General features: G+C 59.7%; 20 protein-coding genes, 3 tRNA genes and 1 pseudogene. 3 read left to right on the plus strand and 21 right to left on the minus strand.

The genetic code is table 11. The features are described from left to right. Nucleotides 1-3: 3 nt before the first annotated feature. From rpmG to PSDT_RS06325, 8 genes and pseudogenes are all read right to left on the minus strand, one after another. A complete protein-coding gene (gene rpmG / locus PSDT_RS06290) occupies nt 4-174 on the minus strand; it encodes a 50S ribosomal protein L33 (protein ID WP_006288770.1) in 171 nt (56 codons plus the stop codon). 85 nt (nt 175-259) lie between these two features. Further along, nucleotides 260-333: transfer RNA gene (locus tag PSDT_RS06295), tRNA-Met, on the minus strand. A 1-nt stretch (nt 334) separates the two neighbouring features. Beyond that, nucleotides 335-409 (minus strand) — tRNA-Thr (locus PSDT_RS06300). A gap of 1 nt (nt 410) precedes the next feature. Then, nucleotides 411-492, minus strand: a tRNA-Tyr gene (locus PSDT_RS06305). Nucleotides 493-639: 147 nt separating this feature from the next. After that, nucleotides 640-1,754 (minus strand): annotated as a pseudogene (locus PSDT_RS06310) (histidinol-phosphate transaminase). Nucleotides 1,755-2,018: 264 nt separating this feature from the next. Continuing rightward, nucleotides 2,019-2,312 (minus strand): co-chaperone GroES, encoded by a 294-nt coding sequence (gene groES / locus PSDT_RS06315; RefSeq protein WP_006288769.1) that lies wholly within the window; start codon nt 2,310-2,312, stop codon nt 2,019-2,021. A gap of 238 nt (nt 2,313-2,550) precedes the next feature. After that, the gene (locus PSDT_RS06320; RefSeq protein WP_143828279.1) at nt 2,551-3,546 is read right to left on the minus strand and encodes a hypothetical protein; all 996 of its coding nucleotides are present in this window, start codon (nt 3,544-3,546) and stop codon (nt 2,551-2,553) included. Between the two features lie 234 nt (nt 3,547-3,780). Beyond that, a complete protein-coding gene (locus PSDT_RS06325) occupies nt 3,781-4,557 on the minus strand; it encodes a GNAT family N-acetyltransferase (protein ID WP_006290161.1) in 777 nt (258 codons plus the stop codon). A gap of 23 nt (nt 4,558-4,580) precedes the next feature. Here PSDT_RS06325 and PSDT_RS06330 point away from each other — a divergent pair, with 23 nt between their 5' ends. The 3 genes from PSDT_RS06330 (at nt 4,581) to PSDT_RS06340 (ending at nt 6,870) form a co-directional block, all read left to right on the plus strand. Beyond that, nucleotides 4,581-5,516 carry a 5-formyltetrahydrofolate cyclo-ligase gene (locus tag PSDT_RS06330; protein ID WP_223293540.1) on the plus strand — a complete coding sequence of 312 codons (936 nt, stop codon included), beginning with the start codon at nt 4,581-4,583 and terminating at the stop codon, nt 5,514-5,516. Between the two features lie 118 nt (nt 5,517-5,634). Continuing rightward, complete coding sequence (locus PSDT_RS06335; RefSeq protein WP_006288765.1) at nt 5,635-5,841, plus strand: FmdB family zinc ribbon protein; 207 nt, start codon at nt 5,635-5,637, stop codon at nt 5,839-5,841. Between the two features lie 204 nt (nt 5,842-6,045). Beyond that, nucleotides 6,046-6,870 (plus strand): SAF domain-containing protein, encoded by an 825-nt coding sequence (locus tag PSDT_RS06340; protein ID WP_006288764.1) that lies wholly within the window; start codon nt 6,046-6,048, stop codon nt 6,868-6,870. An 11-nt stretch (nt 6,871-6,881) separates the two neighbouring features. Here the strand turns inward: PSDT_RS06340 and PSDT_RS06345 are convergent, their stop codons facing one another. The 13 genes from PSDT_RS06345 to PSDT_RS06405 all read right to left on the minus strand — a co-directional run bounded on the left by PSDT_RS06345 (nt 6,882) and on the right by PSDT_RS06405 (nt 25,047). Further along, a complete protein-coding gene (locus PSDT_RS06345; protein WP_006288763.1) occupies nt 6,882-7,097 on the minus strand; it encodes a hypothetical protein in 216 nt (71 codons plus the stop codon). Then, nucleotides 7,078-10,863: a hypothetical protein gene (locus PSDT_RS06350; protein ID WP_006290158.1), complete on the minus strand. Its 3,786-nt coding sequence runs from the start codon at nt 10,861-10,863 to the stop codon at nt 7,078-7,080. Before PSDT_RS06350 ends, PSDT_RS06345 begins: the two co-directional genes overlap by 20 nt. 5 nt (nt 10,864-10,868) lie before the next feature. Next, complete coding sequence (locus tag PSDT_RS06355; protein WP_006288761.1) at nt 10,869-12,176, minus strand: FHA domain-containing protein; 1,308 nt, start codon at nt 12,174-12,176, stop codon at nt 10,869-10,871. Nucleotides 12,177-12,412: 236 nt separating this feature from the next. After that, a complete protein-coding gene (gene rplL / locus PSDT_RS06360) occupies nt 12,413-12,793 on the minus strand; it encodes a 50S ribosomal protein L7/L12 (RefSeq protein ID WP_006288760.1) in 381 nt (126 codons plus the stop codon). Between the two features lie 136 nt (nt 12,794-12,929). Beyond that, nucleotides 12,930-13,451: a 50S ribosomal protein L10 gene (gene rplJ / locus PSDT_RS06365; RefSeq protein ID WP_006288759.1), complete on the minus strand. Its 522-nt coding sequence runs from the start codon at nt 13,449-13,451 to the stop codon at nt 12,930-12,932. Between the two features lie 300 nt (nt 13,452-13,751). Continuing rightward, nucleotides 13,752-15,320: a hypothetical protein gene (locus tag PSDT_RS06370; protein WP_006288758.1), complete on the minus strand. Its 1,569-nt coding sequence runs from the start codon at nt 15,318-15,320 to the stop codon at nt 13,752-13,754. Then, nucleotides 15,304-15,978 carry a hypothetical protein gene (locus PSDT_RS06375; RefSeq protein ID WP_006288757.1) on the minus strand — a complete coding sequence of 225 codons (675 nt, stop codon included), beginning with the start codon at nt 15,976-15,978 and terminating at the stop codon, nt 15,304-15,306. Before PSDT_RS06375 ends, PSDT_RS06370 begins: the two co-directional genes overlap by 17 nt. 81 nt (nt 15,979-16,059) lie before the next feature. Then, nucleotides 16,060-17,349 (minus strand): hypothetical protein, encoded by a 1,290-nt coding sequence (locus PSDT_RS06380; RefSeq protein ID WP_006288756.1) that lies wholly within the window; start codon nt 17,347-17,349, stop codon nt 16,060-16,062. A gap of 81 nt (nt 17,350-17,430) precedes the next feature. Beyond that, nucleotides 17,431-17,781: a hypothetical protein gene (locus PSDT_RS06385; protein ID WP_006290155.1), complete on the minus strand. Its 351-nt coding sequence runs from the start codon at nt 17,779-17,781 to the stop codon at nt 17,431-17,433. A gap of 8 nt (nt 17,782-17,789) precedes the next feature. Next, a complete protein-coding gene (locus PSDT_RS06390; protein ID WP_006288755.1) occupies nt 17,790-18,875 on the minus strand; it encodes a hypothetical protein in 1,086 nt (361 codons plus the stop codon). A gap of 17 nt (nt 18,876-18,892) precedes the next feature. Further along, nucleotides 18,893-19,213, minus strand: coding sequence for a histidine ABC transporter substrate-binding protein HisJ (locus tag PSDT_RS06395; protein WP_006290154.1), 321 nt, complete (start codon nt 19,211-19,213; stop codon nt 18,893-18,895). 220 nt (nt 19,214-19,433) lie between these two features. After that, nucleotides 19,434-19,730 (minus strand): WXG100 family type VII secretion target, encoded by a 297-nt coding sequence (locus tag PSDT_RS06400; protein ID WP_006291185.1) that lies wholly within the window; start codon nt 19,728-19,730, stop codon nt 19,434-19,436. A 214-nt stretch (nt 19,731-19,944) separates the two neighbouring features. Further along, nucleotides 19,945-25,047 (minus strand): FtsK/SpoIIIE domain-containing protein, encoded by a 5,103-nt coding sequence (locus tag PSDT_RS06405; RefSeq protein WP_006290150.1) that lies wholly within the window; start codon nt 25,045-25,047, stop codon nt 19,945-19,947. Nucleotides 25,048-25,060 lie beyond the last annotated feature (13 nt).

The following is a 25,060-nucleotide window of genomic DNA, read 5'->3' on the forward strand; positions in this document are numbered from 1 at the left end:
CGCTCAGCGGGTCTCGCGATGGAGAGTCTCCTTGCCGCAACGGGAGCAGAACTTCTTGAGCTCCAGGCGGTCGGGAGTGTTACGACGGTTCTTCGTGGTCTGGTAATTACGTTCCTTGCACACGGTGCACGCCAGCGTAATGCCAGGACGAATTTCGGCACTCTTCTTTGCCATTGTTCACCTTTCGTTACATCTTGTCTTTTCTTCCAAGCCCATAAACCTACATGGGCGTTTGGACGAAAACCCAACGTTTTCCTCGTAGCGAGAGGGAGACTCGAACTCCCGACCTTACGATTATGAGTCGTACGCTCTAGCCAGCTGAGCTATCCCGCTATGGAGCCCCGAGCGAGAATTGGACTCGCGACCTCGTCCTTACCAAGGACGCGCTCTACCACTGAGCTATCGGGGCGTGGCGGATAGTGGATTCGAACCACTGAAGCTAGTAGCGGCTGATTTACAGTCAGCTCCCTTTGACCGCTTGGGAAATCCGCCGTTGCGTCCGTTGTTCACAGAGGCAACTTTGATAGTTTGACACGCCTCAAGGACAATTGCAAGTCCAACATGCCGGGCGTGTCAAAAATAGGGATTCCAGGAGGGGGAACAGGAGGGAAAGGAGTCGGGCAGGCGCGGCCTAATCGGTCACAAGGACCTCAAGTTCCGGCAGACGGAAAGCACCCGGTCATTGGCCTCGGGCAGGCCTAGGGAGACGCGGATCCCCTCCCCCGGGAAGGCCCGGACCGCCAAGGCCTGACGGGCGAAGGCAGCAGCGGCGTCTTCGGTCCCCTCCCCCAGAGGAAGCCAGAAGAAGTTCGCCTGTGGTTCGGGGATGGCGTCCCACCCCTGCTCTTTCAAAGCTTCCACGACCCTTGCGCGCTCCCCGATCAGAGCCTGCACCCGCCGGCCCAGCTCCGGCCTGGCCTCCAAGCTGGCCAAGGCCCCGGTCTGGGCCATGTCCGACACCCGAAAGGCAACATCACCTTCAGCAGGGATTCGACCACGTCCGGATGGGCGATGGCATAGCCGATCCGCAGCCCGGCCAAGCCATAGGCCTTGGAGAAAGTGTGGGCGATCACCAGATTGGGATGGTCGGCGAAGAAATCCAGGCCACGGGCTTGGTCGGGGTCCGAATTGAACTGGAAATAGGCTTCGTCGAAGAGGACGAGGATGTCCTCGGGCACGGCCGCTAGCACCCGCTGGGCCTCCTGCCTGCTCACGGAAGTGGATGTGGGGTTGTTGGGATTGTTGACGATGATCAGACGGGTACGGTCATTGACGGCCGCGATCATGGCATCGATGTTATGCCGGCCATCGCTGGTGAGGGGGGTCTGGACGCTGTCGGCCCCGGCGGACGAGACCATGATGGGATAAGCCTCGAAGCTGCGCCAGGGGTAGATCACCTGGTCCCCCGGCCCGGCCACCATGCGCACCAGCTGGGTGATTACCTCGGTGGAGCCGGCCCCCAGAAGGAAGTTGTCCTCGGTCAGACCCAGCCCTGTGCCCGTCCGGGCCAGCTGATCCTCCTCGTATTGGGCGGCCAGTCTCTGGCACACCACCCGACCCCGCATGTCGGGATATCGGTTGATCGATTCCAGGGGACCCCGGCTCAAGGCCTCCTGCACACTGGGAAGCGGCTGATAGGGGCTCTCGTTGCTGGACAGCTTAAAGGGGGTCAGGCCCGGTAAAGAGTCCGGCTTTTTGCCTTGAGGATAGGCGGGGATGGTATCGATGATGGGACGATGCCTGAAAGTTGCCATGATGCTACCTCCTTGTGGTCGCGGCCCGACCTGGGGCGAATCCGCCGACCAGCCCGTCCGGCCGGCGACGGAATCCATGGCTTCATTCTATATCCGCAGGGGTATCCGCACGGTAGAAGCAAGGGTATGCGTACGGCAAAAAGCAGAGGTATCCCTACGACAATCCGTACGACAAAAGGCGGGAAGCTGGAATCAGTAAAATAATAGCCCCTCCGCCAAACGGAGGGGCTGTCATGAAAAGCCTGATCGACTTGATCGACCGCTCTACTCGAGAACGGCCAGAATGTCGCGGGCGGAAACAATCAGATAATCCTCGCCCTTATAAGTCACTTCGGTGCCGCCATACTTGGAATACAGCACGCGGTCGCCTTCCTTGACGTCCATGGGGACGCGCTCGCCCTTGTCATCGCGGCGGCCAGGGCCGACAGCCAAGACTTCACCCTGCTGGGGCTTCTCCTTGGCGGAATCCGGAATGACCAGGCCGGAAGCGGTGGTCGTCTCCGCAGGGGCCTGCTTGATGATGATCTTATCCTCTAATGGCTTGAGTGCGATTGCCACCTTAACCATCCTTTCTAGAAGTTCAATCGGCTGGCGCAAGACCGTATCCGCTTGCGCGCCGTCCTTGTTCGCGCTGGGGCAGGTGAGCGGCTGACGAACACCCATCCGCGCTAAACGCTAGTTCTTATCATAGCGTGAACTTAGCACTCCACCAACACGAGTGCTAAAAACCTACGCTCAAAGCGTTAATTTCCTTGGGAAACGCCCGGGTCCAGCCAAGAGCCGGCAAGCGCCAACCTTACCGCTTATCCAAAAGGGCGAAGGCGTCCACCCCCAATGAGTCCTCCGACCCGGTCGGGGCGTCCACCGGAATGGCCATATCGGATGCGGGGATGGGGACCGGTTGGCTGGGAGGCACGGCCCGGGCGACCTGGCGGTGGGAGATGATCTCCCGGCTGCTGACGGCGATGGTGTCATCCCCGCTGGCGCCTTTGCCCAGGATCTTTTCCGCTTCGGCCACGGGCGAAGGCTCGTCCGATGAAGTCTGGACCGGCATGGCAGTAGTGGAAACCGAAGCCGCCATGCTCTGCTGACGCAGGTCTTCCATGGCCTTCTTGGCCTTTTTCCGATTGGCCGCGGCCTTCTCGCGCACGGCCAAGGTCAGGGTCTCCTGGATTTCCACCCGACTCATGGTGTCGGTCTTCTCCTCGGGCTCTTCCGACTTGATCAGGGCTTGGGCAACTTGGCTGGTGAAGTCGGACGGGGAGACGGGGAAAGAGGAGGAGGTGAGGTAGGCTTCAGGGTCGTCCGAAGAGACGGATGAAGGGGTCATATGACCCGCACGCAAGGATTTCTCCCAATCACGAGCGCGGGCGCTGGCTCGAGCACCCAAGCCCAAGACCACGGCCAGTAAGGTGAGAGGGATGAAGAAAATCCACCAAGGAGCCGGAGTAGAGATTCCCAAAATCGCAAACACGACGGTTGCGGCCGAAAGCAGGGAGACGATGATCTGACGACGGCGGACGGCCTTCTTACGATTGGCTCGAACCCGTCTGATGTGGTCTTGCGACAAACTGTGCGTTGCTTCCTTCATCGTGCGCGCCTCCTTACCATCACGGTCGTCATGCCCTTCTGCCCGCTCTTCGTTCGGAACGTCGACGTCGACGATATGGAGGGAAGGCGAAAAGCGGTCATCGTCATGCTCCGCCGCGTTCATCATCCCCCGCCGAGTCGCCAGGGGGACGAGCGCGACTATGGCCACCACCAGGGCCAGGGCTAAAACGATGCCACTCATCGATCCAAAGTCCATACCCTTCACATTAAATCACATGCTTGTCATTTCAGGGGAAACCAGAGAGCCGTGTCGTCTTTTCCCGACCGCCAGGCAAGACGCCTTTCAGGGTATCGGTTCAAATTTCCAATCATAATTTAAGATGCCAATCAAAACGTCAATCAAAATATAGGTTCAAAGGTCAAACACAACGATGACCAAAGATGCTGGACAGACGGCCACGGGCCCTTTGCGGTCTTACGATAGGTCGGAAGTCAGCAAAGAGTAGGAAAGATGGTCCCTCCATTGCCCATTGACATACATGTACCCGCGGCGAAGGCCTTCGCGGGTGAACCCCAGCTTCTCCGCCACCCTGATGGATCTGGCGTTTTCGGGCAGAACGTTGATTTCCAAACGATGAAGCCGGGGCCCTTGCGGATCTTTGAAAGCCCAATCGGCCAAGATGGCCACGGCCTGGGGGATATACCCGTGGCCGGCCTGTTGATGGGAGATCCAGTAGCCGATGGTCCCCGTGCGCAAGGCTCCGTAGTTGATGGCTCCGAGGGAAAGCTGGCCGATGAGGTCATCGTCCCGGTAGACGCCGAAGATCGTCCCCCGCCCTTCCTCTTCCGACTTGCGGATGTTCCCGATCCAAGCGTTATAAGTCAGGCCAGGCGTGCGTCCGTCATCCTGGCCGGACAAGGGATTTCCGGCGTCCCAAGGAGAAAGCCAGTCGGCGTTCCGCTCCCGTAAGGCGGACCAGGTTTCCTGATCGTCATATGTCAAAGGCCGCAGGCTGATGGCGGAAATGGGCAAAGGCGCCTCTTGGACCCCTGAGTCGGGACCGAACTGGGAATCCAGGTCTTCGGCCAGCTGGGAAAGCTCCGAAACCCGGCCGCGCATGAAAGCCTCCCAGAGGCCATGGGGGGACGGCCCCACCAGAGGAGGAACGATGAAATGGCTCTCGTCGATTGAGCCTGAGGCACCGCCGTCGCCCCGACCGGTGCTGAAGAGTTCTCGGAAGAAGGAGGACATATTCCTTATGATAAGGTGAAAGAATGACCAGACCTGCTGACCCGTCTCATGACACGCTCGACACGCGCGACACTCTCGACACACGTAGCGCGAGCGACACGCATGGCGCACACGCCGGACGAGACCGGCAGACCGCCCCCGACAAGCACGCCGTGGGTAACGGGTCTAGCGGAAGCGACGAGCGGAAGGGTTCCTTGCGCACGACGATCTTGGCCCGCCGTCGCCGGTTGAGTCCAAAGGATTCTTGGGAAGGAGGGCGTCAACTGGTCGCCAAGCTTGACTCATCCATTTTGGCTGAACGGATCCGAGCCGCACGGACCGTCGCCGCCTACCTGCCTGCCTTGGGAGAAGTCAGTTCCCAGCCTTTGCTCGATTATCTTCAGGCCCTCCCCCAGGCCACCGACGGCGAAGGGACCGCCCATGAAACCGGGGTGACCGATGATGACAAGCAAGGACGGACCACCCTCGTCCCCAAACTACGGAATCCCCGGTCCACCCATTTCATCGGAAGGGTGGCCAATCAAACCGGTCGAAGCGCCATGACCAGGCGGATCAGTCTGGATTGGGCCATCTATCAGTCCACGGACCGGGCAGAACGGGTCTCCTCCCTCTTTCCCCGCGACCCCTTGGGCCCTGGGCTCGGAGAGGAGGCTTTGCGGCAGGCCGACATCATCTTTCTGCCGGCTTTGGCCCTGGACGCGGATGGGAACCGACTCGGCCATGGAAGCGGCTGGTATGATCAGGCGCTGGTTTACGCCGCAAAGCAAGCCATAATAGTTGGCATCATCTGGCCTTGGGAGCTAAGCGAAGATTTACTCCCCCACGCAAGCTGGGACCTTCCCGTCTCCTTCATCGCGAGCCCCGACGGCGTCATCCCTTGCGGACGGCGGTCTGATGATTCGGCCGCAAGCGCCGTTCTCCGTCCCCGGCCGACGGGTGTATCCCCCAGCGCATCCTGAAATCCTGTCCGCCCAGCGAAATACCAGCGACGCCGCCACCCTGCTCGTCCGGCGACTTACTAGGATGGGTTCAGTACCGCTTCTCAGGGACACAAGACAGAACAGGAAACAGGAAAGCATGCCAACTTACCATTACCGTTGCAAAAACTGCGGCTATGACTTCACCGAAGTCCGTTCCTTCTCCGACGTGCCAGTGACCGTCTGTCCTCAGTGCGGGCAAGAAGAGGTCCGTCAGGTCTATTCCGCCGTCCCCATCTCTTTCAAAGGGAGCGGCTTCTACCGGACGGACAGGCATTCCCCCGGTTCCTCCTCCAATAAAGGCTGAAATCCCCTTGTGGATAAGTTATCCACATAACAACACGCCTGGGGATAAGGCGTGTTTCACATTTGACCGCATTCGCTCTCATCGCTCGCCTTTCCGACCGGAATCTCCTATAACGGAGGCATGAGAAAAACACGCGATGATACCGAAACGACGCTCCCCCGTCTAAACGAGACGCCACGGGGAAGCCATCTTCACGACCCGGGCATGGACCGCAGGGGCCATCCCGGCAGCCAGAGTGCGGGCGATGAAGTCGGCCGCCGCAAGCGCAGGTCCCAACCCCAGTCCAGGCGTAGGAAAAGGCCTCCCCTCTTGCAGATTCTCCTGCCCACTTTTTGGGCGCGCCTTCATGGCACCACAGTGACCACCCCTTCTTCGCAGCAAAGCCTTCAAACCTCCTTCCGCCTAAAGAAGATCGCGACGGCCTTCCTCATCTCTCTCATGGCTTTTTGCCTGATTCAGATAGGGTTGACGGTCAGCAGCAACCAAAGCGCCTTCGTAGCCGCCCGTGACATTTCCCAAGGTCAGGAAATCCATCCCGGCGACATCGCCCAAGTGAGGATGCGGACGAATCCTCTGGCTACGAGGACCGTCAAGTCGGCCTCGGCGGTTTTGGGGCGAAGGGCGGCCATCCCTTTGAGGAAGGGGGATCCCCTTGTCCCCACAGCGGTGAAAGCGGCGGAGGATTATCCGGCTGACTATACGACCATAGCCCTGACGCCGGCCAGCCAGATCTCGTCCCTGTCTCCAGGGCAAAAGGTGGACTTGGTCACCGAGAAAACCGAATCATGCCATGCTTCTCCGGTGGAAACGGGGAAACCTGGAATGGGAACGCAGGGCGTAGAAATCTGCTATGTGGCCAAAGGGGCCATCGTCCTGGGACGACCGGGAGAGAAGCGCACGGCGTTTTCCCTAACGGATTCGGACCAATCCCGCAAGGAAATCGTTTTCGCCCTGCCGGTGGAGTCCGCCTTGGCCCTCACTAACCTGGGCGAAGACGCCCCCATCCTCATCACCAACATCCGATCATGAAACCGCACGGCCTACTTCTTGCTGTAAAACACGGCCCAGTGTGGAGGAAGCTCGTTCAGGATCCGCCTGTCCTCGTCAGCTTCCTTCATGGCTTCGGTCACCCCATCCGCCGGGTCCTTTTTCACCCCGTCGGCGTCAAAAAGCTCCGTCCCTTTACGGACCACCCGCTTATACTTCTTCCTGCGGGCGGGCAAAGGGGAAGGTCCTTCAGGCGAGTTTGTCATCATAACTGTTGGCCAGGTAAGCCACGATGCGGTCCACCTCTTTGTCGGGATTGACGAACATACCGACGCTCCAGACGTACATGACGGACCAGCCCAACATTTCCAAGTCTTCCACATCGAAGCGATGACACTGTCTGGTGGAAGGGACGGTCATGAAACGGCTGTCATCCGTACAGATGGCCAGGGTGTAATCCTTGTCAGGAAGACCGACCACCAAAGGAATCCGATCGCCATGATTGTAACCATAGTTCATGCATACCTGAAGACCGCGCTGACGGATGCGGTCGGCCAAATCAGGAAGCAAGGCCTGCGTCTCGTCCGTATGTTCATGCGGTTTGGCATAGGCGGCGTCCTCAGTATGGGCCAATCCTTGCGCCCACGCCAGGACGCTCTTGAGCATCAAGGGGCCGGATTGGCGGATGCGGTCCAGCTCCATGTCTTCCGCGGTGATGGTGGCGACGATGTCCAGATTGCGCTGGGGAAGGGCCAAGGCATCCAGCAGCATCTTTTCGGCCGCCGGCTTCTCCAAAGACCCGAATTGAGGGTAAAGCTGGCCTTGGTTGTTGCGGCCGTAGCCGATGGAGAGGATCACGTCCGTCGCCCAGACCCCAGCCACTTGGTCGATGCTGGCCAGGCTGACATGCCTGAGGAAACGGGCGAAGGATTCATGTCCGGCGGAACGGGATTTGAGTTCCGCCCCGATGCGCAGGCGTTGGTTGTCGCTCAAGCATACGACCGCCAGGCGGTAAGAGGCCGTGGCCTCGCCCAGATCCTTGTAACGCTCCTCAATCAGATCTGCCACCTTCTTGACCTCGCCGGCGGTGGTCTCCACGACCCCGCTGACCACCGAGGCCAGGCCGGTAGCGTCCACATAATGGTAGATGACCTTGCCGCGGGCGTCTTCCATGGCCAAGGAGGGAATGGAGTTCCCATAGCCGTTGTTGCGCAGGAAGGCTTCCAGACGGATATCACGGGCGTTGCCGCGATTATGGCGGCGAATCGACGGCAGAAGGTCAATGAGCTTGCTCAAAGAGGGGCAGGAGACGGTCTCCTTGTGGGCCAGGACGATCACGGTGTTGACCCGGGCCAGGACGCTCAGCAACTCCAGGGGATGCAGGTGGGCGGAAGCGTCGATGACGCCGACGTCAGCCAAAGGCATCAAAGGCGTGGACGAAGCCAGGGCGGCGGGAGTGGCCACCATGATCGGCTTGGCGGCGCTGACGATATCTCCATATTCGCGCTGCAGCCGCTGCATGCCGATCGTGTTCTTGCTGGCGAGCAAAGTATGCAGTTGGTTCGCCTCGGAAGCCCTGGTATAAAGGATCTCGGACAAACGTCCCATCATCTCCTGGGAGACCATGGTCCCAATACTGCGGACATGCTCCGTGTCGACTTGGACGAAACGCTCGGAGACGGAGGACAGGGTCGCCCCATCCTGGTTGGAGATGATGGGGGACGATTTCATGATGTCCTCGAAGACCGTGGCCCACCAGGAAAGCAGAAGCTCGGCGGGGGCGGTGTCTTTATCCAACTCGCGGGCGCGGAAATCATCGACCAGCTTGCCCAGCCCCAGGTCGGCGCATTCCTTCAGCAGGTAAGCCCGTTCCGGCAGGGTGTCAAGAGCCCGGTGATCATCGAATAGTTTGCGCAGACGGGTCTCCAGGGCGGCGAATTCCACGCGCTCCAAACCAGCCCGTTCAGGCGTGGGGGCGAGGACGGCATCCAAAGCGGTGATGTCGCGTTCCAAGACCTCCTGGGTCTCCACGATCTCATCCAGCTTGTTCGGCAGGACGGGCCATCCCCCACGGGGGACGAAGCGCCGCCATTGGGCGGCTTGTTCCGCGACGATGACCAAGGCGTCATGCAGGCTTTCCACATGGGCGCCGGGGCGCAGCAGGCTCTTGGCCTCCTTGGTCAGACGATGACGTTCCCAATAGCCAAGCTTGCTTTCCCGCTTCTTGCGGTCTTCCTTGGAACGGGTCGCCTCGATCATGGCATCGATGTCGCGTTCGAAGATGGCCGGTTGGAAGATGTCCAAGACCCGACGCAGGTTGGTCAGTACCGTCACTTGGGCGGACCAGTCCTGAACGTTCTGGGCGATGGGGAAACCGCAGGTCTCCACCGTGCGTTCGATCTGCTCGCGGGTTTGCGGCAAAAGGGTGTCCAACAGGTCGACGACCCGCTTATAGGCGGCGATGGCCTCGTCCTCGCTGTAAAGGGCAGCCCCGTACCAAGCCGTGTCATCAGGGCCGATGAGGTACCCCCCTAGTTCTCCAAGACGGATGAGCTTCTGGCACCATTCTTTCTCATGTCCAATCATGGCATGCGCGGTCTGGGTACTCAGGCGCACCCTGGTGGAAGGATGCATGGGCAAGGCGGAGATTCGGGCGAGATTCTCCAAAGTCTCGTACGCGGAGACGTCCCAGTTCTTGTTCTTCCCATGCAAGTCGCCTAAGTAACGGCTGAGTCGGGCGCGCACTCCCACCAATTCATCGGCGGTCTGTTCGAAGATGCTGGAGGCGGATCCCTTCTGGAAGCCGACGGCGGCGATGAGTTGCCTGTCGATAGACTCGTTGAACCCGTCGTCGGAGATGTCCATGACCAGATTGGCCACGGCATGGCTGGCGGCGGCGCGGATGAAACGGCGCTTCTGCGCGGAGACGCCAGGGGCGTACAGCACAGTCCGCCCGCTCATGGCTGCCCTGGTGGCGATGGCGAGGGCTTCCTCGCTGGCGTCCTTGTTCGACGGCATCTCCAAGACCATGCTCTGACCGCTGGTCGCCGCCTGGGCGACGTACCGGGTTTCGTTGTCGACGTCGCCGACCCCCATCTCATCGTGGGGATCGCCGTCATAGGGACGGAAATCGGGTATCAGCCGTTCCTTCAAAGCCTGTCGGGCGTCGTCGACTCCCGCGAGCGCATCCAGGGTGGAATTGCCGCTGGCGCCAGCTATTTCCTGATTGATGATGGTCCGGGTATCGTTGAGGACCAGCGTGGAAGTCTGAATGAAATTGCCGATGATCATGCTGCGTTCGATGGCGAAGTGGGGCAGCCTCTCTCCCACTTGCTCCGTCATGGCGGCGTAAAGCTTGCGGGATTCCTCAAGGACCCCCGAATACTCGAACCCATCCATGATCTCTTGGACCTCCAGATGGACGCCGACCGCTTCCAGGGCCTGTATGTAAGAGGCGTTTAGTTCGATGGAGCCGGTGATCGAGATTTCGGCTTGGAAGAGGGACTGGGTATCCTCAGGCCGGGCCACGGTGATGGGGTAAAAGGCGACGGGCATGCGATGCCCATCCCAGGTGGCCACACCAAGGCAGAGGGAGATGAAAGCGACCCCATTGCTTTTCTGGTTCTCCTCCTGCTCGTCCAGCACCCGGTACAATTGGCGATCGGCCGCCTTTAGAGAGGAATTATCGCGGAAAAGGCTGTTCAACTTCACGGTCTTGTTGACCATGAACTGGGACATCCCCGCCGGATGGGCGTTGTCCAGGTTGAAGCGGTTCCGCAACCGGGAGATATCCTCCACCGGGGTATTGCCGCTCAAGGCGTGGTAATCCTTATACCAGGAACGCATATCATCCAAAGCCTCTTGCCGGATCTCCGCCAGAGAGGCAGACGCCGACTCCTGCGCCTGCACAACAGCCGCCTCTTCGGTCGAGGTCTTGCTCGCGTCTTGCGCGGGATCCACCGCCTGAGCTTCTTCGGCTTCAGCCGCCTTGCGAGCTAAGGCTTTTTCGGATTTACGGGACTTCCTGTCTGTCATAGCGGTCACTCCCCCTGTTCCTTCCAAGTGCGATAGCCTGGGTTCGTCTTCAAAGCGGCGTCGATGTCCTCATTGCCCAGCGCCTCCAACCAGGCGTACAGGTCTTCGTATAAGCCGGAGTTCATGGCCAGGTACGGCAGAAGCTTCGGCTGGCGGGCGATTTCGAATTGTTGGTCGAAATCACGGGACAGCTTCGCCTCCTCGGAAGTGAATCCGCCGGCTTCGACCACCTCTTCCTTCCGGTTGAATTCCCCTCGGGACAGCCGGTCGAAAACGGATCCCGGTTCGAAGGCCGGCTTGTAACGCCTTTCCGCCGTGTTGGCGGCCGACTTGGCGTCCTGCTCAGGATGAGGCTTGAATTTCTCGTCCGGATCCTCCACGGTTTGTTCGGATGATTGAGTCGATTCCGGCTCCTCCGTCTTCTTCTCGGTTGGTTCCTCTTCTTCGACCGGCTCGCTTGGTTCAACGCCCTCGCCAGTATTGGCCTCGCAAGTATCGGTCTCGTGAGTGGCAGCCTCGCCGCCGGCGGCAGCAGCACCGGTAGCAGCGGCATCAGCAGCGGGGGACTCGCCGGCACCAAGCTCGTCGGCACCAAGCTCTTCAACACCAAGCTCGTCGGAATCGTCCTCCGCCTGGACGACCGATTCCGGAGCCGCATGGAATTCCTGGACTCCGCTTGCCGAAGAGCCATCCTCGTCAGCGGCGACCCTCAGGACCTGCTTGCGCTCCGACCGCATCACATCATCGTGCAGACGGCTGAAGGGGCTGGCGTCCTTCTTCATGGTATGGAAAGTATGGGTCGGCTCCCCTTGGCGCACGTCGATGATCTCATCCACGGACATCGGGTCCCCCTGCGAGCGGGTGTCTTGCACGGCGGACGCGTAAGAGAAAAGATCCGACACCGCCGCCATCGGCTGAGAGACCGGTTCGGGTTCGGCTTGCGGCTTGACCGGGATCAGGTCCACCGGCACATCGCCCAGCTGAAGGCGGACCACCTCCTGAGGAAGGTCGAAGGGGATGTCGGCCACGATCCGCCAGAGGTCATCGCTATCCGTGACCACATAAGTCCCATTCGTGGAATGCAGGTCCTCCACCGTAGCGTTGCCCTGCTCGTCGGTGGTGAAAAGGGCATGCCTCTTAGACATGGAACGAGTGGAATCCTCGATATCCAACCGCGTGCGGCCTTCTTCGGCAGGCAAGGGGCGGATGGGCTTGCGCCCCAGGACAACCGCCTGGCCCGGACCTATATGGCCCAGGCTCGCGTTATCCACCAAGACGTCCCATTCCACCGGTGCGTTCGCGGCATCAGTCATACTGCACCTTCCATATGTTCGCTGACCGGCGGTCTCCGCTGGGGATCGGATGAAACATCCCACGAGGAGAGGCCGGTTGAAAGCCAATACTAACGAAAATACTCCTTTACCATTGTGACACATTCCTCCGGCTCTTCGCCCATCAGGGGAAATAAGCGCAAAGTCTGCAAAATAACACGAAAATCCCGATACCGGCGAACCGATATCGGGACCTGTAAACCCTATTAAAGAAGAAACTACTTAAGAGTGACGGTGGCGCCGGCTTCCTCGAGGTCAGCCTTGGCCTTCTCAGCGTCTTCCTTGCTGACGTTCTCAAGAACGTTGGCGGGAGCGCCATCAACCAGGCCCTTGGCCTCGGCCAAGCCCAGCTTGGTCAAAGCGCGGACGGCCTTGATGACCTGAATCTTCTTGTCGCCCACGGCGGAGAGGACCACGGTGAACTCGGTCTGCTCTTCTTCGGCGGCGGCGACAGCGGCAGGAGCGGCGGCGACAGCGGCGACAGGAGCGGCGGCTTCAACGTCGAATTCCTCTTCGAACTTCTTCACGAACTCAGAGAGCTCAACGAGGGTCATTTCCTTGAATGCATCAAGGAGCTCATCGGTAGAGAGCTTAGCCATAATCGGCATCCTTTCTATTGTGGCGCTCATTCGTCCGGCCGGATGGATCCGACCGGAAAAGTCTACGAATCGTTGAATTATGAGCGTCGGTTTTTTCTGTACGGTTTACGACAGACGGAGACGAATCCCCATCCGCCTAAGCGGCTTTCTCATGCTTTTCGCGCAAAGCATCCACGGTACGCACGGCCTTGGTAGGCAGGGCGACGAATGCGTAAGCGGCCTTGGCCATGGTGCCCTTGAGGGCGCCGGCCATCTTGGACAGGAGGACAGGGCGGGACTCAAGATCGGCAAGAGTGTTCACGCCCTCAGCGTCGTAAACGGTTCCATCCGCGAAACCGCCCTTAACGATGAGCTGCTTGTTGTCTTTGGCAAAATCACGCAGGACCTTGGCGGCCTCCACGTAATCACCCTTGACGAAAGTGATGGCGGAGGGTCCCTTGAGCATGTCGTCAAGACCCTCGATGCCGGCTTCCTTCGCGGCGATACGGGCGAGCGTGTTCTTTGCCACGTTATAGGTGGTATCGGTGCCAAGCTTTTCGCGCAGATCGGAAATCTGCGGTACGCTCAGGCCGCGATACTCAGTGAGGTAGATGGCATCAGCGTCGCGGAATTTATCCGTGAGCTTGGTGATCATCTCTCCCTTTTCGGGCCTTTTCATTGGCATTCCTTCCTATGTCACCGTCGCCTGAAAGGAATCGCCCGAAGGCCAGAGGACTCTTAACTGCCGGGTTCCAAGGAACGCCAGGCAATAAAAAAGCCCTGCACGCAGGCAGAGCATACACGGCAAGCGGACCTGCCTTCCATTCTCAACCTGCGCTGGCCGCCGAAGCGATTGCTGGACTTCGCTTCCGCAAAGCCCAACCAACGGTCTGTGGTTTACAAGTGAACACTCTAAAGCAAGGGGTGGATAAACGACAGGCCGATCATCGGCAGGCCAGCCTGCGATCGGTTCCCATCCTCACCTGTCCTCTTTGCGAACCTGCCGCTGATAGCCTTCCATGTTCCCGTCCATGATGAGCAAGGCCAGGGGCATGGCGGGGTCCGGGTCCGGAATCCAGTTGAGGAGGACGCTTGCCGCATCCGCATACCCCAGGGAAAGGGCTTTGAACCGCTCCGGTTGGAATGCATCGGTTTGCGGGTCAATCAGGCTTTCGGAGGCGTTGACCAGGAGGAGGGGGATGGCGAAAATTCCCTCCTCCCTCACCATCGTGTCGCAAATGCCGAGAACCTGGCGGCAAGTGGATACTCCCGTTCGTCGATCATCGGCGTCCTTGACGATGTGGTCGGCCATGGCCTTCCCCACCAGGGAGGCCAGCTGGTCAAGAAGGTAAGACCTGTCTTCCCAGGACCGGTCCATCTCCCGGGAGAGGAAGCCCAATTCCTGGTCAAACGTTCCGCAGGCGGCGTCAGCGATCCCTGCCCTGCCCTCATCCGTCGCGGCCGATTCATCCGTTTCAGCCGACCCGTCCGACCCGTCCGATTTCGTCTCGGCGACGGGGAAAAGCGCGCCCAGGTGGTCAAGGACTTTATCCAGCGTATAGAGGTAGAAAGGAATGGACTGAGGGTAAGGCAGCCTTTTCGCTTTCTCATCCGAAGGCCCGGAAGGATAATCCTTATCGTGACCATCCTGGCGGTCGTCATGAAGGTCGTCGGACGACTTCTCCTCGGAGGGCTTCCTGGAAGACTGGGCGGTCGGGTCCTGAGAAGCCGGGCTCCAGAGATCCGAATCATCGGCCCCGGCCTGGCGGGCGATTGCTTGCTGAATCCGTCGGGGGACCACGTCGTCATCGTCGTCGTCAAGCATTCCTAATGAGTCAAGACCAGCTACAGGAATGCGGGGACGGCCGTCGGCCTCCCCTGCCTCATCAACCTCGGAAACCCTCTCAGAGTCGTCAGATGCATCAGGGCCGCCCTCAACTTCGTCATCGTCGGCAAGACCCTCCATCCGGAAGAAGACCCCTGCCCGGGTCTCCATGATGTCCAGCGCGTCCTGATACCGCCCCCTCAGCAGAAGACTGGCCGCAGACTGCATTTCCATGTTCCTCGCCCCATAAACGAGAATCACATGGGCGGCCACCCGGCAGACGTCTTGGGCGTGCTCTTCGGAATACCGGCCTTGAGCGGCCATGGGGACCAGGATATCATCCACAGACCCGTCATCATGGAGAAGGGAAGGATCGAAGTCCGAGGGGCAGGAGACGTAGATAAGCCGGTAAAGCCAGCCGATCCCCCCTTTGTCTTCGATCATGTCCAGGCTGCTTTGGAGGAATTCTCCCATATCGCGGCAGACTTCGTCACCGGCATCCGCCAGGGTGGCGAGCCTGATCATCATGGTGAAGGAAGTGGGCCCGAAAATCTTCCCCGCCAGCCTGACGCAACCATCACCGGCCACGTCCTTATCGGAATCGGGCGCCCCCGTGCGAAGGGTCCGTTGATAATCTTCCACCAGGGTTGCGAAGTCTGTGGCCAAAGACCGATCATCGAGAAAACTTCGGCCGTCATGGCTGGTCTCATTCCACATGGTCATCGCCCCCTTCGTCTGATTCCACCGCAGGCTTGACCGGCTCGATGCTCAGGGTCGATGTCATCAGGGCGAACATCTGGAAGAGGATGTCCCGATACTCCTCCTGGAAGCAAGTTCCCGTGGCGACGATGGTCTGGTTGAGGGTGGGGAAATAGGCACGGAAGAGGGAGACCTTATGGGACAGGTTCTTTCCTTTGCCGGTCTGCAGGTATTCGACCGAGGAGACCTGGACCCCTTTGCCGAGGGACTTGTTCTCAACGGAGACTATCTCGCTGTACTCCCCTTCGAGGAACTGTTCCCTTTCCTTCAAGGATGACTGATATATGGCCTCCCGGCAGGAATCGTCATCGCCATCCGGCGAGGCCGGAGGCAGGATGGCCACGTTGAACATGGCGATCATGTTGACGGTCCCATCCAGACGGACGCGCGGCATGATCGCATAGCGGACGCCCGACCGCCAGGCCTGGGCGAACAGGGATACGATGGACCTTCGCAGGACAGCATAGGAATCATCGACCCGAGGAAGGACCTTTTTGAGGGTTTTCATCAGCGCCGCGATCTGCACCTCACGGCGCGCAGGATCCACGGCTATCTCCACCCATGAAGAGGGAGGGAGAAACATCAGATTAAAATCAGGCGACGATAAAGAACCTGTCATCATGGGAATCCTTTTCTTATGTCAAGCGGCGTCCAATCCGAATCCAGCATCCTGCGTGAGGATGACGATTCGGCCGCCGATGTGCTATATGAGCGGGTTGGAGGGGTCTATGAGGGCGTTGTCCCCGTATAAGCCCACCAGCAGGAAGACCGTAGCCACCACAATCGTCACCACCAGCTCATAACCCGCCAACCATTCAAAATGCGCCTTACGCCGATGCACGCACGTCCAATACGACAACAACTGCGCAGGAAGAACGAAAGCCACGCCAACAACGCCAGCCCCCACCAGCAGCACAGCGGACAACCACCTCACCTGGCCGACGGCATGCACCAGGAAAGTCTGACCGATCAACCCCACCGCAAGCAACACGGCCGACAAGGAACACACGCCGAACACCGCATCCACGAAACCCTCCGCGCTGCCCCCACGCAAGACATAAGCCAACACCACACACGACACCACACCAGCCGCCACCAGGCACAACCCCACAGCCGGACGCACATCCACCCGCACCTGACCACGCATCATACGGAACGTATCCACCCAGGAGAACTCACCGGCATCCGCCAAACGCCCGCCAACACGCTCCCCCTGATACAAGGCATCCCCATAATCGGGAAAATACGCCCTCTCCACCAGAAACAGAACGGAAGGACGCGTATGATCCCACCGGTCAGCCACCGCGGCGGTCAAACGACCCGACCCCACAAACACGTCATACCAACGACCCCAGCCAACGGACGAACCCACATACGTCGACAACGAATACAAACCCCAAAAAACGAACACCCGCAACACAGGAAACAGCACCTTCCCCGTCCTGCCATCATAAGCGGCGCTTCTCTCCCCATGGCGACGCGAGCAAAGATGCACACTGAGAGAAACCGCGAATAGCATATAAAATACCACCCCCATGCCGCCAAGGTTGATGAACGCCTCCACGAACGAGAACCAACCCCGCTGAATCCCATACCATTTCACCAGGAAATCAAACGACGCCACGCTGCGAGGAAGCATATACGGCAGATTCGTCAACCAACCCTGATTACGCGACTGCGAATCCATCGAAGAAAACACATACCACGCCTGCACCGCACACGAACCACAGAAAAACGACGCACACGCCACAAACCAGACCGCGACCCGCGCCCACGAATACGACGACCGCCCCACACCAGCAGGAGGCAGCATCTCCCAACAAAGTCTCGAATGACCCGTATCATCCTTGCCAGCCTCCTCACCACTCAGCAAATACCCCGTCGGATGAAGAATAAACGAATTATGGAACCCATCCTCCACACCAGTGAAACTAAATTCCTCCGCACCAGAGCTTTCGACAATATCAGCAGCCGTGTTCTCTTTCAAATCCATGCCGTATGCTCCTAAAAGTCTTGTATCTCATACTTGCAGCGGATTCTAACTCAGATTCAGAATCCGAACAACGAAAAAATATCATGGTATGAGGGAGTTCGATGGCTCCAGACCGGACCATTTCAGACCGGATCTCACCATCGCCTTGGCCCAATCCTTCGCCAGATTCGTATGCCAGCCACCACGCATGGTATCCGCGGTCTTTGCCGTGGCGATAGAGGCATCCTTGAAATTGCCGGCGAACTTTGAGGCCTTCCCAATCAGTCCACCTTTCCATGCGGTTACAAGGATGTTTTTCGCACCATGTGCACCCCGGCACCTCGTGACGGCATTCACCATGTCCCGCCCGCGGCCGATAAACGAATCCTCCTTCATCAGCTTGAGAACCTGGTCCCCATGCTCTTTCCATGTCGTCTTCGTCGCAGCGAGCATGGAATCGACTATCCCCGTCGGCTTCCCCGCAGAGGCATCAGGGATATGGAGTCCGTGCAAGGTGCTTCTCGAACTCCTGTACGCCCCTTTGAAAGCGTCGACGAGCCCTTCACATTTGCCGCCTTTACTGAAAATAGCCGGACTCCGAAGGGCAGGATTAGTAAATGTGATTTGCTTAAAAGTCGATATTCCTCCGACAACGGATAAAAGGCGAAGAAAGTACTGGTCCAGTATTCCGCATCGCCAATATCCTTTTTGGAATGTTCCACTGTCGACATCATCCACTGGGCGACCCCCACGCCGGCCGATAAAGCAGCCAGCCATCCCACGCCGGGGAAAGCGAAACAGGCGATGGTCAAGACGACTGAGGCGATTTTCAAGGCGGAGCTTACGAACTGCCAGGCGGCGCTGTAATAGAAGGCGTCCAACCCCTTGAGCCTGGCAGGCATATCCAGGCTGCGGATTGCGTTCGCATGCCGCCGCGCGTCCGTCTCGTAATCGCAGGCAAGGGCATCGATCAGCCTCTTCTGCTCGGCGATCGTCTCTTCGGCGGTCGACACGGCCTTCCGATAAGCGGACAGATCATCCTGAGCGGACTCCAGGTCCCTCTTCGCCTTCGCCTTATCCGCCTGCGAAGCCTGAGAATCCCTCACCATCGAATCAGAGACCCGCCGCCGCAGATTCACCTCCTGCTGGGCGGCGTCCACCTTCCAGCCGATCCGATCCTTGTCAATCTGCGCGTCTTCGGCAGCCTTGATGTAGGAAGCGGCCAAAGGGCAATAAAATTGCAGCTGCCCGGCCCAGCTTCTCAATTCCGACCGCATCACGCCGAAAACCGACGCCCACTGGCGAAATTCACCTTTCATCGAAGAATCAAGATCCTCGTTGAGTTTCTTCGCCCACTCGCCTTTCAAACCGTCTTCGGCGTCCAAACCGTTCAGAATGCCGCTCATCCGCGCGAAGGAATCATGAAGAATCCCATAATGGGCGGCCATTTCAGCGACCTCATCCGCGTCGCCGGGGAAAGGCGACTCGGCCCGGCCCACCAGATCCCAACGCGCTTGCTCCAAACGAACATAATCCATATAAGCCATAACGAACCCTGGTCCCCTTAAACCCGACGCTTCCTGGTATGAACGATCTCTTTCTTCCGCGCCGCCTTCGCCGTTTGGGCATCCCAGTGGGTGGACTCATCCAGAGTCTTCTGAAGAAAATCGATGTACTTCTTCGTTTTCTTCTGGTACTTGACTTTCAGGGAGTCAGCCCGCTCATTCACCTCGTTGACGGCGCGAACCAGATCCGCGAACCCCACATTCTCACGTTTGGCCAGGACCCTGCTCGTCCCCGAGTCCAAACTCAACATGTCCCTGATGGAGGAGAACCCCTTTTTCAGATCCTCCACCTTATCCTGTTTGATGACCAAATCAGACATACGCAGTCCTCCTCCTGCACGATTCCCCCGGCCGGTAAAACGTCGGTGGGAAACCGACCGTCCAAAAGCCCCCATACCGGCGCAGCCGCCAGTCCGGTACGCCGGCCCACCGAAATCCAAGGTCTTTCACATACCGTCACGCCATCCCGACCCTGGCATCAAGCGGCCGCCGCAAACCGGCGGCCGCCAGAAAACCAGAGGAGACGCCACACAAGAAGCGTCAGCTCTGGAGGGAAGAGGCCAGGGAGGAATCCATCTCGCTCATGGACTGCTGGGCCTTACGCAGGAAGGAAGCCATCCCTTCCAGACCGCTGATGGTCTCCTTGGCCCCTTTCGTGAACTGCTCGTAAGAGGTTCCGAAGGCGCCGGAAGCCTTATCCGTCTGGAATCCAGCGGAAATAAGCTGATTCACCTGGCCCTGCAACCTGTTCAAGGTGGACATCAACTCCTCCTCACCAGCTTTCAGATTGCTGGCCTGGGTGGTCAACTCCTCATACGTGACATTGAGATTAGCCATGAAACTATCCTTCTTTCTACTGAAGAACGCCCGCCGCTTCCACAGCGGGCCCATTATCACCTTTTGATTCCCGCTTCCCGTTCACCCGGGCTCACCCCACGCGGACGGGAAGCGAAACTCGCACATGGCAGAAGGACCGGTCCGCGCAAGGAACCTCTCCTTATCACTGCCATCCTTGCGCCGACTACCATACCAGCAGGCCCGGCCAAGCCCACTAACCCACAGAATCACCGCTCCAGGCCGGAAGCGCGACCTGCGCCTGAACAACGACCCTGCCCAGATGAACCATGGCCCGGCCCTCCGGCCGGGGTTCAGCCGCCCAACGCACAGGGATGCCCACATCAATAAAATCCCCAAAAGAAGCATCCCCCAAGGAAAGCAAAACCCCCTGCCTGACCTGCGACCCGACCCGGGCGCCCCATCCTCCGCCAAACACCGACGGGAAAGCCTTCGCGTCACCAGCAAAAACAAAAGCGCAACCAGAAAAATCATCGGCGGTCAGCATGTTCTGTATCCATGAGGAGGCCGGCATCTGGTTGAGCTGATGACAGTCGTCGAAGAGGAAGAGGACGGGCTTCCTCTTCGGGTCTGACCCCGCTTGCCTGGTCAGGGGCACCAAGGCTTCCTCGGTCAAGTCATTCGGCTGTTGGAAGACTTTCAAGACCCCGTCGCGCCCGTCGAACCCCCTCAGCCCCTTGCGTTTGGGCGAGGCCAGGACTACCTGGTACCCTTGGGAGAGGGCCCGGTCGGTCAAAGACACAAGCAGGGAGGTCTTCCCGGACCTGGTAAGCCCGTAAATGGGCAGGACGGGGGTTTCCCGGGGATTCCAGGCCACGATGTCGTTGTTCTCGCCGCCGATGGCGAAAGGCAGGGCGAGCTGGTCCCTGAACCCTTGCGCGGACAGGCGTGCTTCGAAGGAAGCGGCCGTCAACTTCTGAGGCAGCTCCTCCACGCTGAAAGGCATCGACTCCCTTGGCAGGAACTTGTCCCGCCCTTCGGCGAGACGATGGCCAACGGACCGGATGATCTCCACTTCCTTGGCGCCGGTGGCATCCTTGTCGATCAAAGCGATCTGCACTTCGACGTTCTCCGCCGCCGTGATCCCTCGACCATTGGCCATATGCTCGGGGACATCCCGGATCCTCATGCCGATGGCGCCGTAATCCGAATTATCGACGAGCCTGAGGACTATCTTGTCTTCCGCGAGGAGGGAGACCTGCCCGCCCAAGAGCTGCTTGTCCCCGGACACCACGAAATGGAAGCCCACGGAAGGCCCTTCCCTCATCAGGACTTTGATGCGTTCGATGAAAGCGGAATGAGAGGAGCCTTCAAAAGCCGAGTTGAGCCCGTCCCAGGAATCCACGACGATGATGATATGGGCGATGACATCGGGAGCCTCTTCGCCGGAAGCCGTAGAGACTGAGCCGGCGACGGCCTCGGGGGCATCCATGGACTCCGGCTCTCTTCCAAGCCCCGACCGGGAATGGTCGTGATTGTATTCGTCGATGGTGCTGTAGCCCTCTTGGGACAAGAGGTCCGCCCGCCGACGGTACTCCCTTTCCAACTTCCCCAGCAACCGTTCGATCTTCTGCGTCTCGGTGCGGGTCGCCACCGCCCCGACGTTGGCGAAAGTCTGCAGAGGCAGAAGGGCCCCGTTGCCGGCGTCGATCCCATAGACATGGAGGACGCTGGCGTTCATGCGGGTGTAGGCGCTGAAAACGATGGTCCGTAAGGCCGTCGATTTTCCGCTGCGGCCGGTGCCGGCCAGGAAAAGGTTGCCCTGGGTCTTCACATCGAAGGATATCGTCTTCTGTTTCTGCTCCGCTGGGTAATCCCCCAAGGCGAAGGGGATGGGGACGACCCGGTCTCCGGGGCCGAAAGAGCCGTCGCGCAGCCGTGCATCCGGCTTATCCGGCGTGTCCTGCATATTCGGCATATCCGTCTTATCCGGTACATCCGGTTCACCCAACTCATCCAAGCCGATCTGTTCGCCCAGGGCTGGCAGCCAAGGCTGCCTTTGCGCCGGAATGCCCAGGTCCCGGGAGGCTTCGGTGATGGCTCCGACCAGCATCTTCAAATCGGTGACGGAAACATCCCCCCGGTTCTCCTTCTTCTCGAGCGGGGCGGGAGGGGGATTCCCTATGTCGTCGAAGGTCACGACGTCAATCAAGGCATTGGCCGCCATGGCTTTCTCGTCCTCCTCCCCCTTGCGCATATCGGGAGTCATGTATCGGCCTCCCACCCGCGAAGACTGGAAGGGGATGAGGGTGTTCGACCCCAGCCTCACCACGGCCCGACCAGGCGTGGTCTTGGAGATGAGGGCGGCGTCTTTGGCGTCGATCACATCGTTCGACTCCTCGGAAGAGGTCATACGCAAAGCGATGCGGAGGTTGGTGTTCGCCCGGATCTCCGGGCTGACGACGCCTCCCGGCCTCTGCGTGGCCAAAAGAAGATGGATCCCCAAAGACCGGCCCCGCTGGGCTATGTTGACCAGGCCGGTGACGAAGTCGGGAAGCTCCCTGGCCAGGGAGGCGAACTCATCGATGACGATCAGCAGTCGGGGTATCTCAGGCAGCCGGGGTTTTTTCACCCGCAGGTCGATGTAGTCTTCCAGGTCCTTCGCCCCGGCTTGGGCCAGGAGATGCTCCCGGTAATTGAGCTCAGCCCCGAGGGAAATGAGGGCCCGGGCGACCAAGTGGTTGTCCAGGTCGGTGACCATGCCCACGGTATGAGGCAGGTCCACGCAATCCTTGAAAGCCGCCCCGCCCTTGTAATCCACCAGGACGAAGTTCATGGCGTTCGGGGTGTTGCTGATGGCCAGGGAGGCCACCAGGGTCTGGAGGAATTCGGATTTGCCCGATCCGGTCGTGCCGCCGACCAGACCGTGCGGGCCGTCTTTGGCGATGTCCACATGGAATTCGCCGTCCACGCTTTCCCCGATCACGCAATCGGTCGAACGTGGGTTCGAGGCCCAGCCGGCCTCGATCTGCTTGGCCGTGGGTGTCAGGTGGAGGACGTCCAGGAGGCGGGAGGAGTTGGGGATTCCGGAAGCGGATTCATCCGGGGTCCCGTCTTTGAGAGGGGCCAGGGCGAAGCAGACGGCGTCCACCCATTCGGGGGTGACCAGGTCGGGCATGATGCCGGTGAGGTCGCCGTGCCCCGTGGAACGGATGGTCAGGCCAGCGGGCCGAGCCAGGATGACGCTCCTGCACTCCTCCGGCAGGAGCCGCTCGTCGGCGCCGACGCAGATGGTGTACACCCCGACGGATGGCCCGTCCTGCAGGATCCGGATGGCCCCGGGCATGGTGCGGATGATATGGGCGTTCTCCATGACGACGACGATGGCGTCCCCGTTCCAGGCTTTCATGGACGAATGCCGCATATCCTCCATGCGGTCGTTGACCAAGGCCGACAGCCAGGCCAGGTGGTTGGCTATGTGCTCCGCGTCCAGGCCGATGTTACGCAGGACACGAGGGTTCTCATTGCTCTTGAAATGCGGTATCCATTGGGCGAAATCCCAGGAGACGTAAGAGGAATCCCGGAAGCCATCCAGGGGGAAGCTTTCCAGGCCGCCACGCAGGGCTTCCTCGAAAGAGGGCGCCGAGTCGGAATTCTTGTCTTTCCGTTTACGTCGGGGGGAAAGCAGGACCATCTTCAGGTCATCGGTGGAATGCAGGGCGGCCATCTGGGTCACCAGCCACTGGCTGACCGGGCTGACGACGTCCATCAGACCGGCGATCCCGATGCAGCCCTGCGTTTTCAAGGACAGGGTGATTGGATGATTATGCAGGACCCAGGATTGGGTCCGTTCGAAATCAAGCTTGGAAGGATCATCCATGCTGATGGAAGAGGTGACGTCCCCGGTTCCCACGCGCAGACGCAGCCAGGAGGCGTCCGTGCTCCTGCGGTTCCACAGGCTGGAATCATGCCGGCTGACGCTGTCCAAAACGGAGGTCGGGTCGGGGAATTCCTGCCTGTCGATGGCCGCCTCCTCCCGGACCAGCTGGTAGGCCTTTCTTTTCAAGGCTTTATAGGTATCCCTGTATTTGATGACCTGGTTCCGGTAGCGGCGTTGAGCGCTCCTGTTGCCTGTCAGATAGGAGGAGATCATCATCACCGGGCTCATGACGCCAAAGGTAAGATAGATCCAATTCCGCAGGATGGCCGCCATCCCGATGGCCATGGCGAGCGGAAGCAGCATGGAGACGAAAGGAACCGGCGCTTTTTCCGGCTTTTCAGGACGGGTCGGCAGCTCGATCTTGCTCTTCTTGATCTCCTTGCTGATTTTGGGCGGCCTGGCGTACATCAGGTGGCCGTCTCCGCTGTCTTCCACCGGTATGGGGACGGCGCTGCTGGCCGTGACTTCGATGATGCTTTCCGGCAGAACGACTTTCGTCCCCAGAGGCAGGAAGATCGGGTCCAGGACTTCGGCCCCTTCGACGAAGATCCGGGAATGGGCCGTCCCCTCCCGCCAGCCTTCCTGGTCGTGGAGTTCATCGGAGTATTCAGGGGTGAGCTCGTACTCGCTCCCCGCGCCGGTCGCGCCGGCCACGGCCTTGGAAGCGTCCAACTTGTAGGCGTCATAGGAGTCGTAGGCGTAGGCATAGGCGCTGGAGAGCTCATCGTACTCCTGCGGATCCTTCGGCTGGTTGGGACCTCCCTTGCGCCTCCGTTTGTCATAGCGACGGCGCTCTTTGCGGTTCTTGCGTTCCAGCTTCGCCCGGGCCCGGGCCGCCTTGCGCTTGCGCTTCACCGTTCCCCGGGGGTCCGGATCCGTCACGGAAGGGATCAGCCTGATGGCGGGGCCCCCTTCCCTATCAGCCCCTTCGGGAATCTCCAAAGTGAAGGTGGCGTCCCGGGAATTCCTCTCCTGGTCAAGCAGGGTGGCGATGGCCAGCGTCCCGCTGGTGAGGTCATAGATGCTTCCGGCGTTGACCCCGCTCACGAACCGCAACTGGACTTGCGTAGCGGAACCATCGTGGGTGAGCCTCTGCCGCCTGTTCGAATCCTGGGTCAAGGGCTGGGGGTTGATCAGACCATCCTGGTGGCAGGAGACGCAAAGCCAGGAGCCTTCCACTAAGCCCGCTTCGCGGACGCTTTGGGATAGGTCGGCCAGATGATCGTCAACGCTGACGTAAACGCGGTCCCCCTTGCTATGGGAGGCGGCCAGCCAGGCCTTCTCGTCCATCGCGCGGCCACGGGTGATGCGGGAGATGAGCGGCAGGGCGTCTCGCAGGGGGAGATCTTGGGCGATATCCACATAGGCCGTGAACCGCTTGTGTTCATCGGCGTCATAGATGGCAATCAGGCCTCTCATATCATTCCTCCCG

Origin of the sequence: Parascardovia denticolens DSM 10105 = JCM 12538, assembly GCF_001042675.1 — a bacterium.
Classification (GTDB): Bacteria; Actinomycetota; Actinomycetes; order Actinomycetales; family Bifidobacteriaceae; genus Scardovia; species Scardovia denticolens.

Coding starts and splice junctions, on each gene's coding strand:
- PSDT_RS06345 (WP_006288763.1), bottom strand. CDS start 7,097: ATGATGACAAACTCGCCTGAAGGACCTTCCCCTTTGCCCGCCCGCAGG.
- PSDT_RS06355 (WP_006288761.1), bottom strand. CDS start 12,176: ATGACTGATGCCGCGAACGCACCGGTGGAATGGGACGTCTTGGTGGAT.
- PSDT_RS06400 (WP_006291185.1), bottom strand. CDS start 19,730: ATGGCTAATCTCAATGTCACGTATGAGGAGTTGACCACCCAGGCCAGC.
- PSDT_RS06390 (WP_006288755.1), bottom strand. CDS start 18,875: ATGGCTTATATGGATTATGTTCGTTTGGAGCAAGCGCGTTGGGATCTG.
- PSDT_RS06350 (WP_006290158.1), bottom strand. CDS start 10,863: ATGACAGACAGGAAGTCCCGTAAATCCGAAAAAGCCTTAGCTCGCAAG.
- PSDT_RS06330 (WP_223293540.1), top strand. CDS start 4,581: ATGACCAGACCTGCTGACCCGTCTCATGACACGCTCGACACGCGCGAC.
- rpmG (WP_006288770.1), bottom strand. CDS start 174: ATGGCAAAGAAGAGTGCCGAAATTCGTCCTGGCATTACGCTGGCGTGC.
- PSDT_RS06335 (WP_006288765.1), top strand. CDS start 5,635: ATGCCAACTTACCATTACCGTTGCAAAAACTGCGGCTATGACTTCACC.
- PSDT_RS06325 (WP_006290161.1), bottom strand. CDS start 4,557: ATGTCCTCCTTCTTCCGAGAACTCTTCAGCACCGGTCGGGGCGACGGC.
- PSDT_RS06405 (WP_006290150.1), bottom strand. CDS start 25,047: ATGAGAGGCCTGATTGCCATCTATGACGCCGATGAACACAAGCGGTTC.
- PSDT_RS06385 (WP_006290155.1), bottom strand. CDS start 17,781: ATGCTCGCTGCGACGAAGACGACATGGAAAGAGCATGGGGACCAGGTT.
- PSDT_RS06320 (WP_143828279.1), bottom strand. CDS start 3,546: ATGAGTGGCATCGTTTTAGCCCTGGCCCTGGTGGTGGCCATAGTCGCG.
- PSDT_RS06370 (WP_006288758.1), bottom strand. CDS start 15,320: ATGACCATGTGGAATGAGACCAGCCATGACGGCCGAAGTTTTCTCGAT.
- PSDT_RS06395 (WP_006290154.1), bottom strand. CDS start 19,213: ATGTCTGATTTGGTCATCAAACAGGATAAGGTGGAGGATCTGAAAAAG.
- rplJ (WP_006288759.1), bottom strand. CDS start 13,451: ATGAAAAGGCCCGAAAAGGGAGAGATGATCACCAAGCTCACGGATAAA.
- PSDT_RS06340 (WP_006288764.1), top strand. CDS start 6,046: ATGGACCGCAGGGGCCATCCCGGCAGCCAGAGTGCGGGCGATGAAGTC.
- PSDT_RS06375 (WP_006288757.1), bottom strand. CDS start 15,978: ATGATGACAGGTTCTTTATCGTCGCCTGATTTTAATCTGATGTTTCTC.
- PSDT_RS06380 (WP_006288756.1), bottom strand. CDS start 17,349: ATGGATTTGAAAGAGAACACGGCTGCTGATATTGTCGAAAGCTCTGGT.
- rplL (WP_006288760.1), bottom strand. CDS start 12,793: ATGGCTAAGCTCTCTACCGATGAGCTCCTTGATGCATTCAAGGAAATG.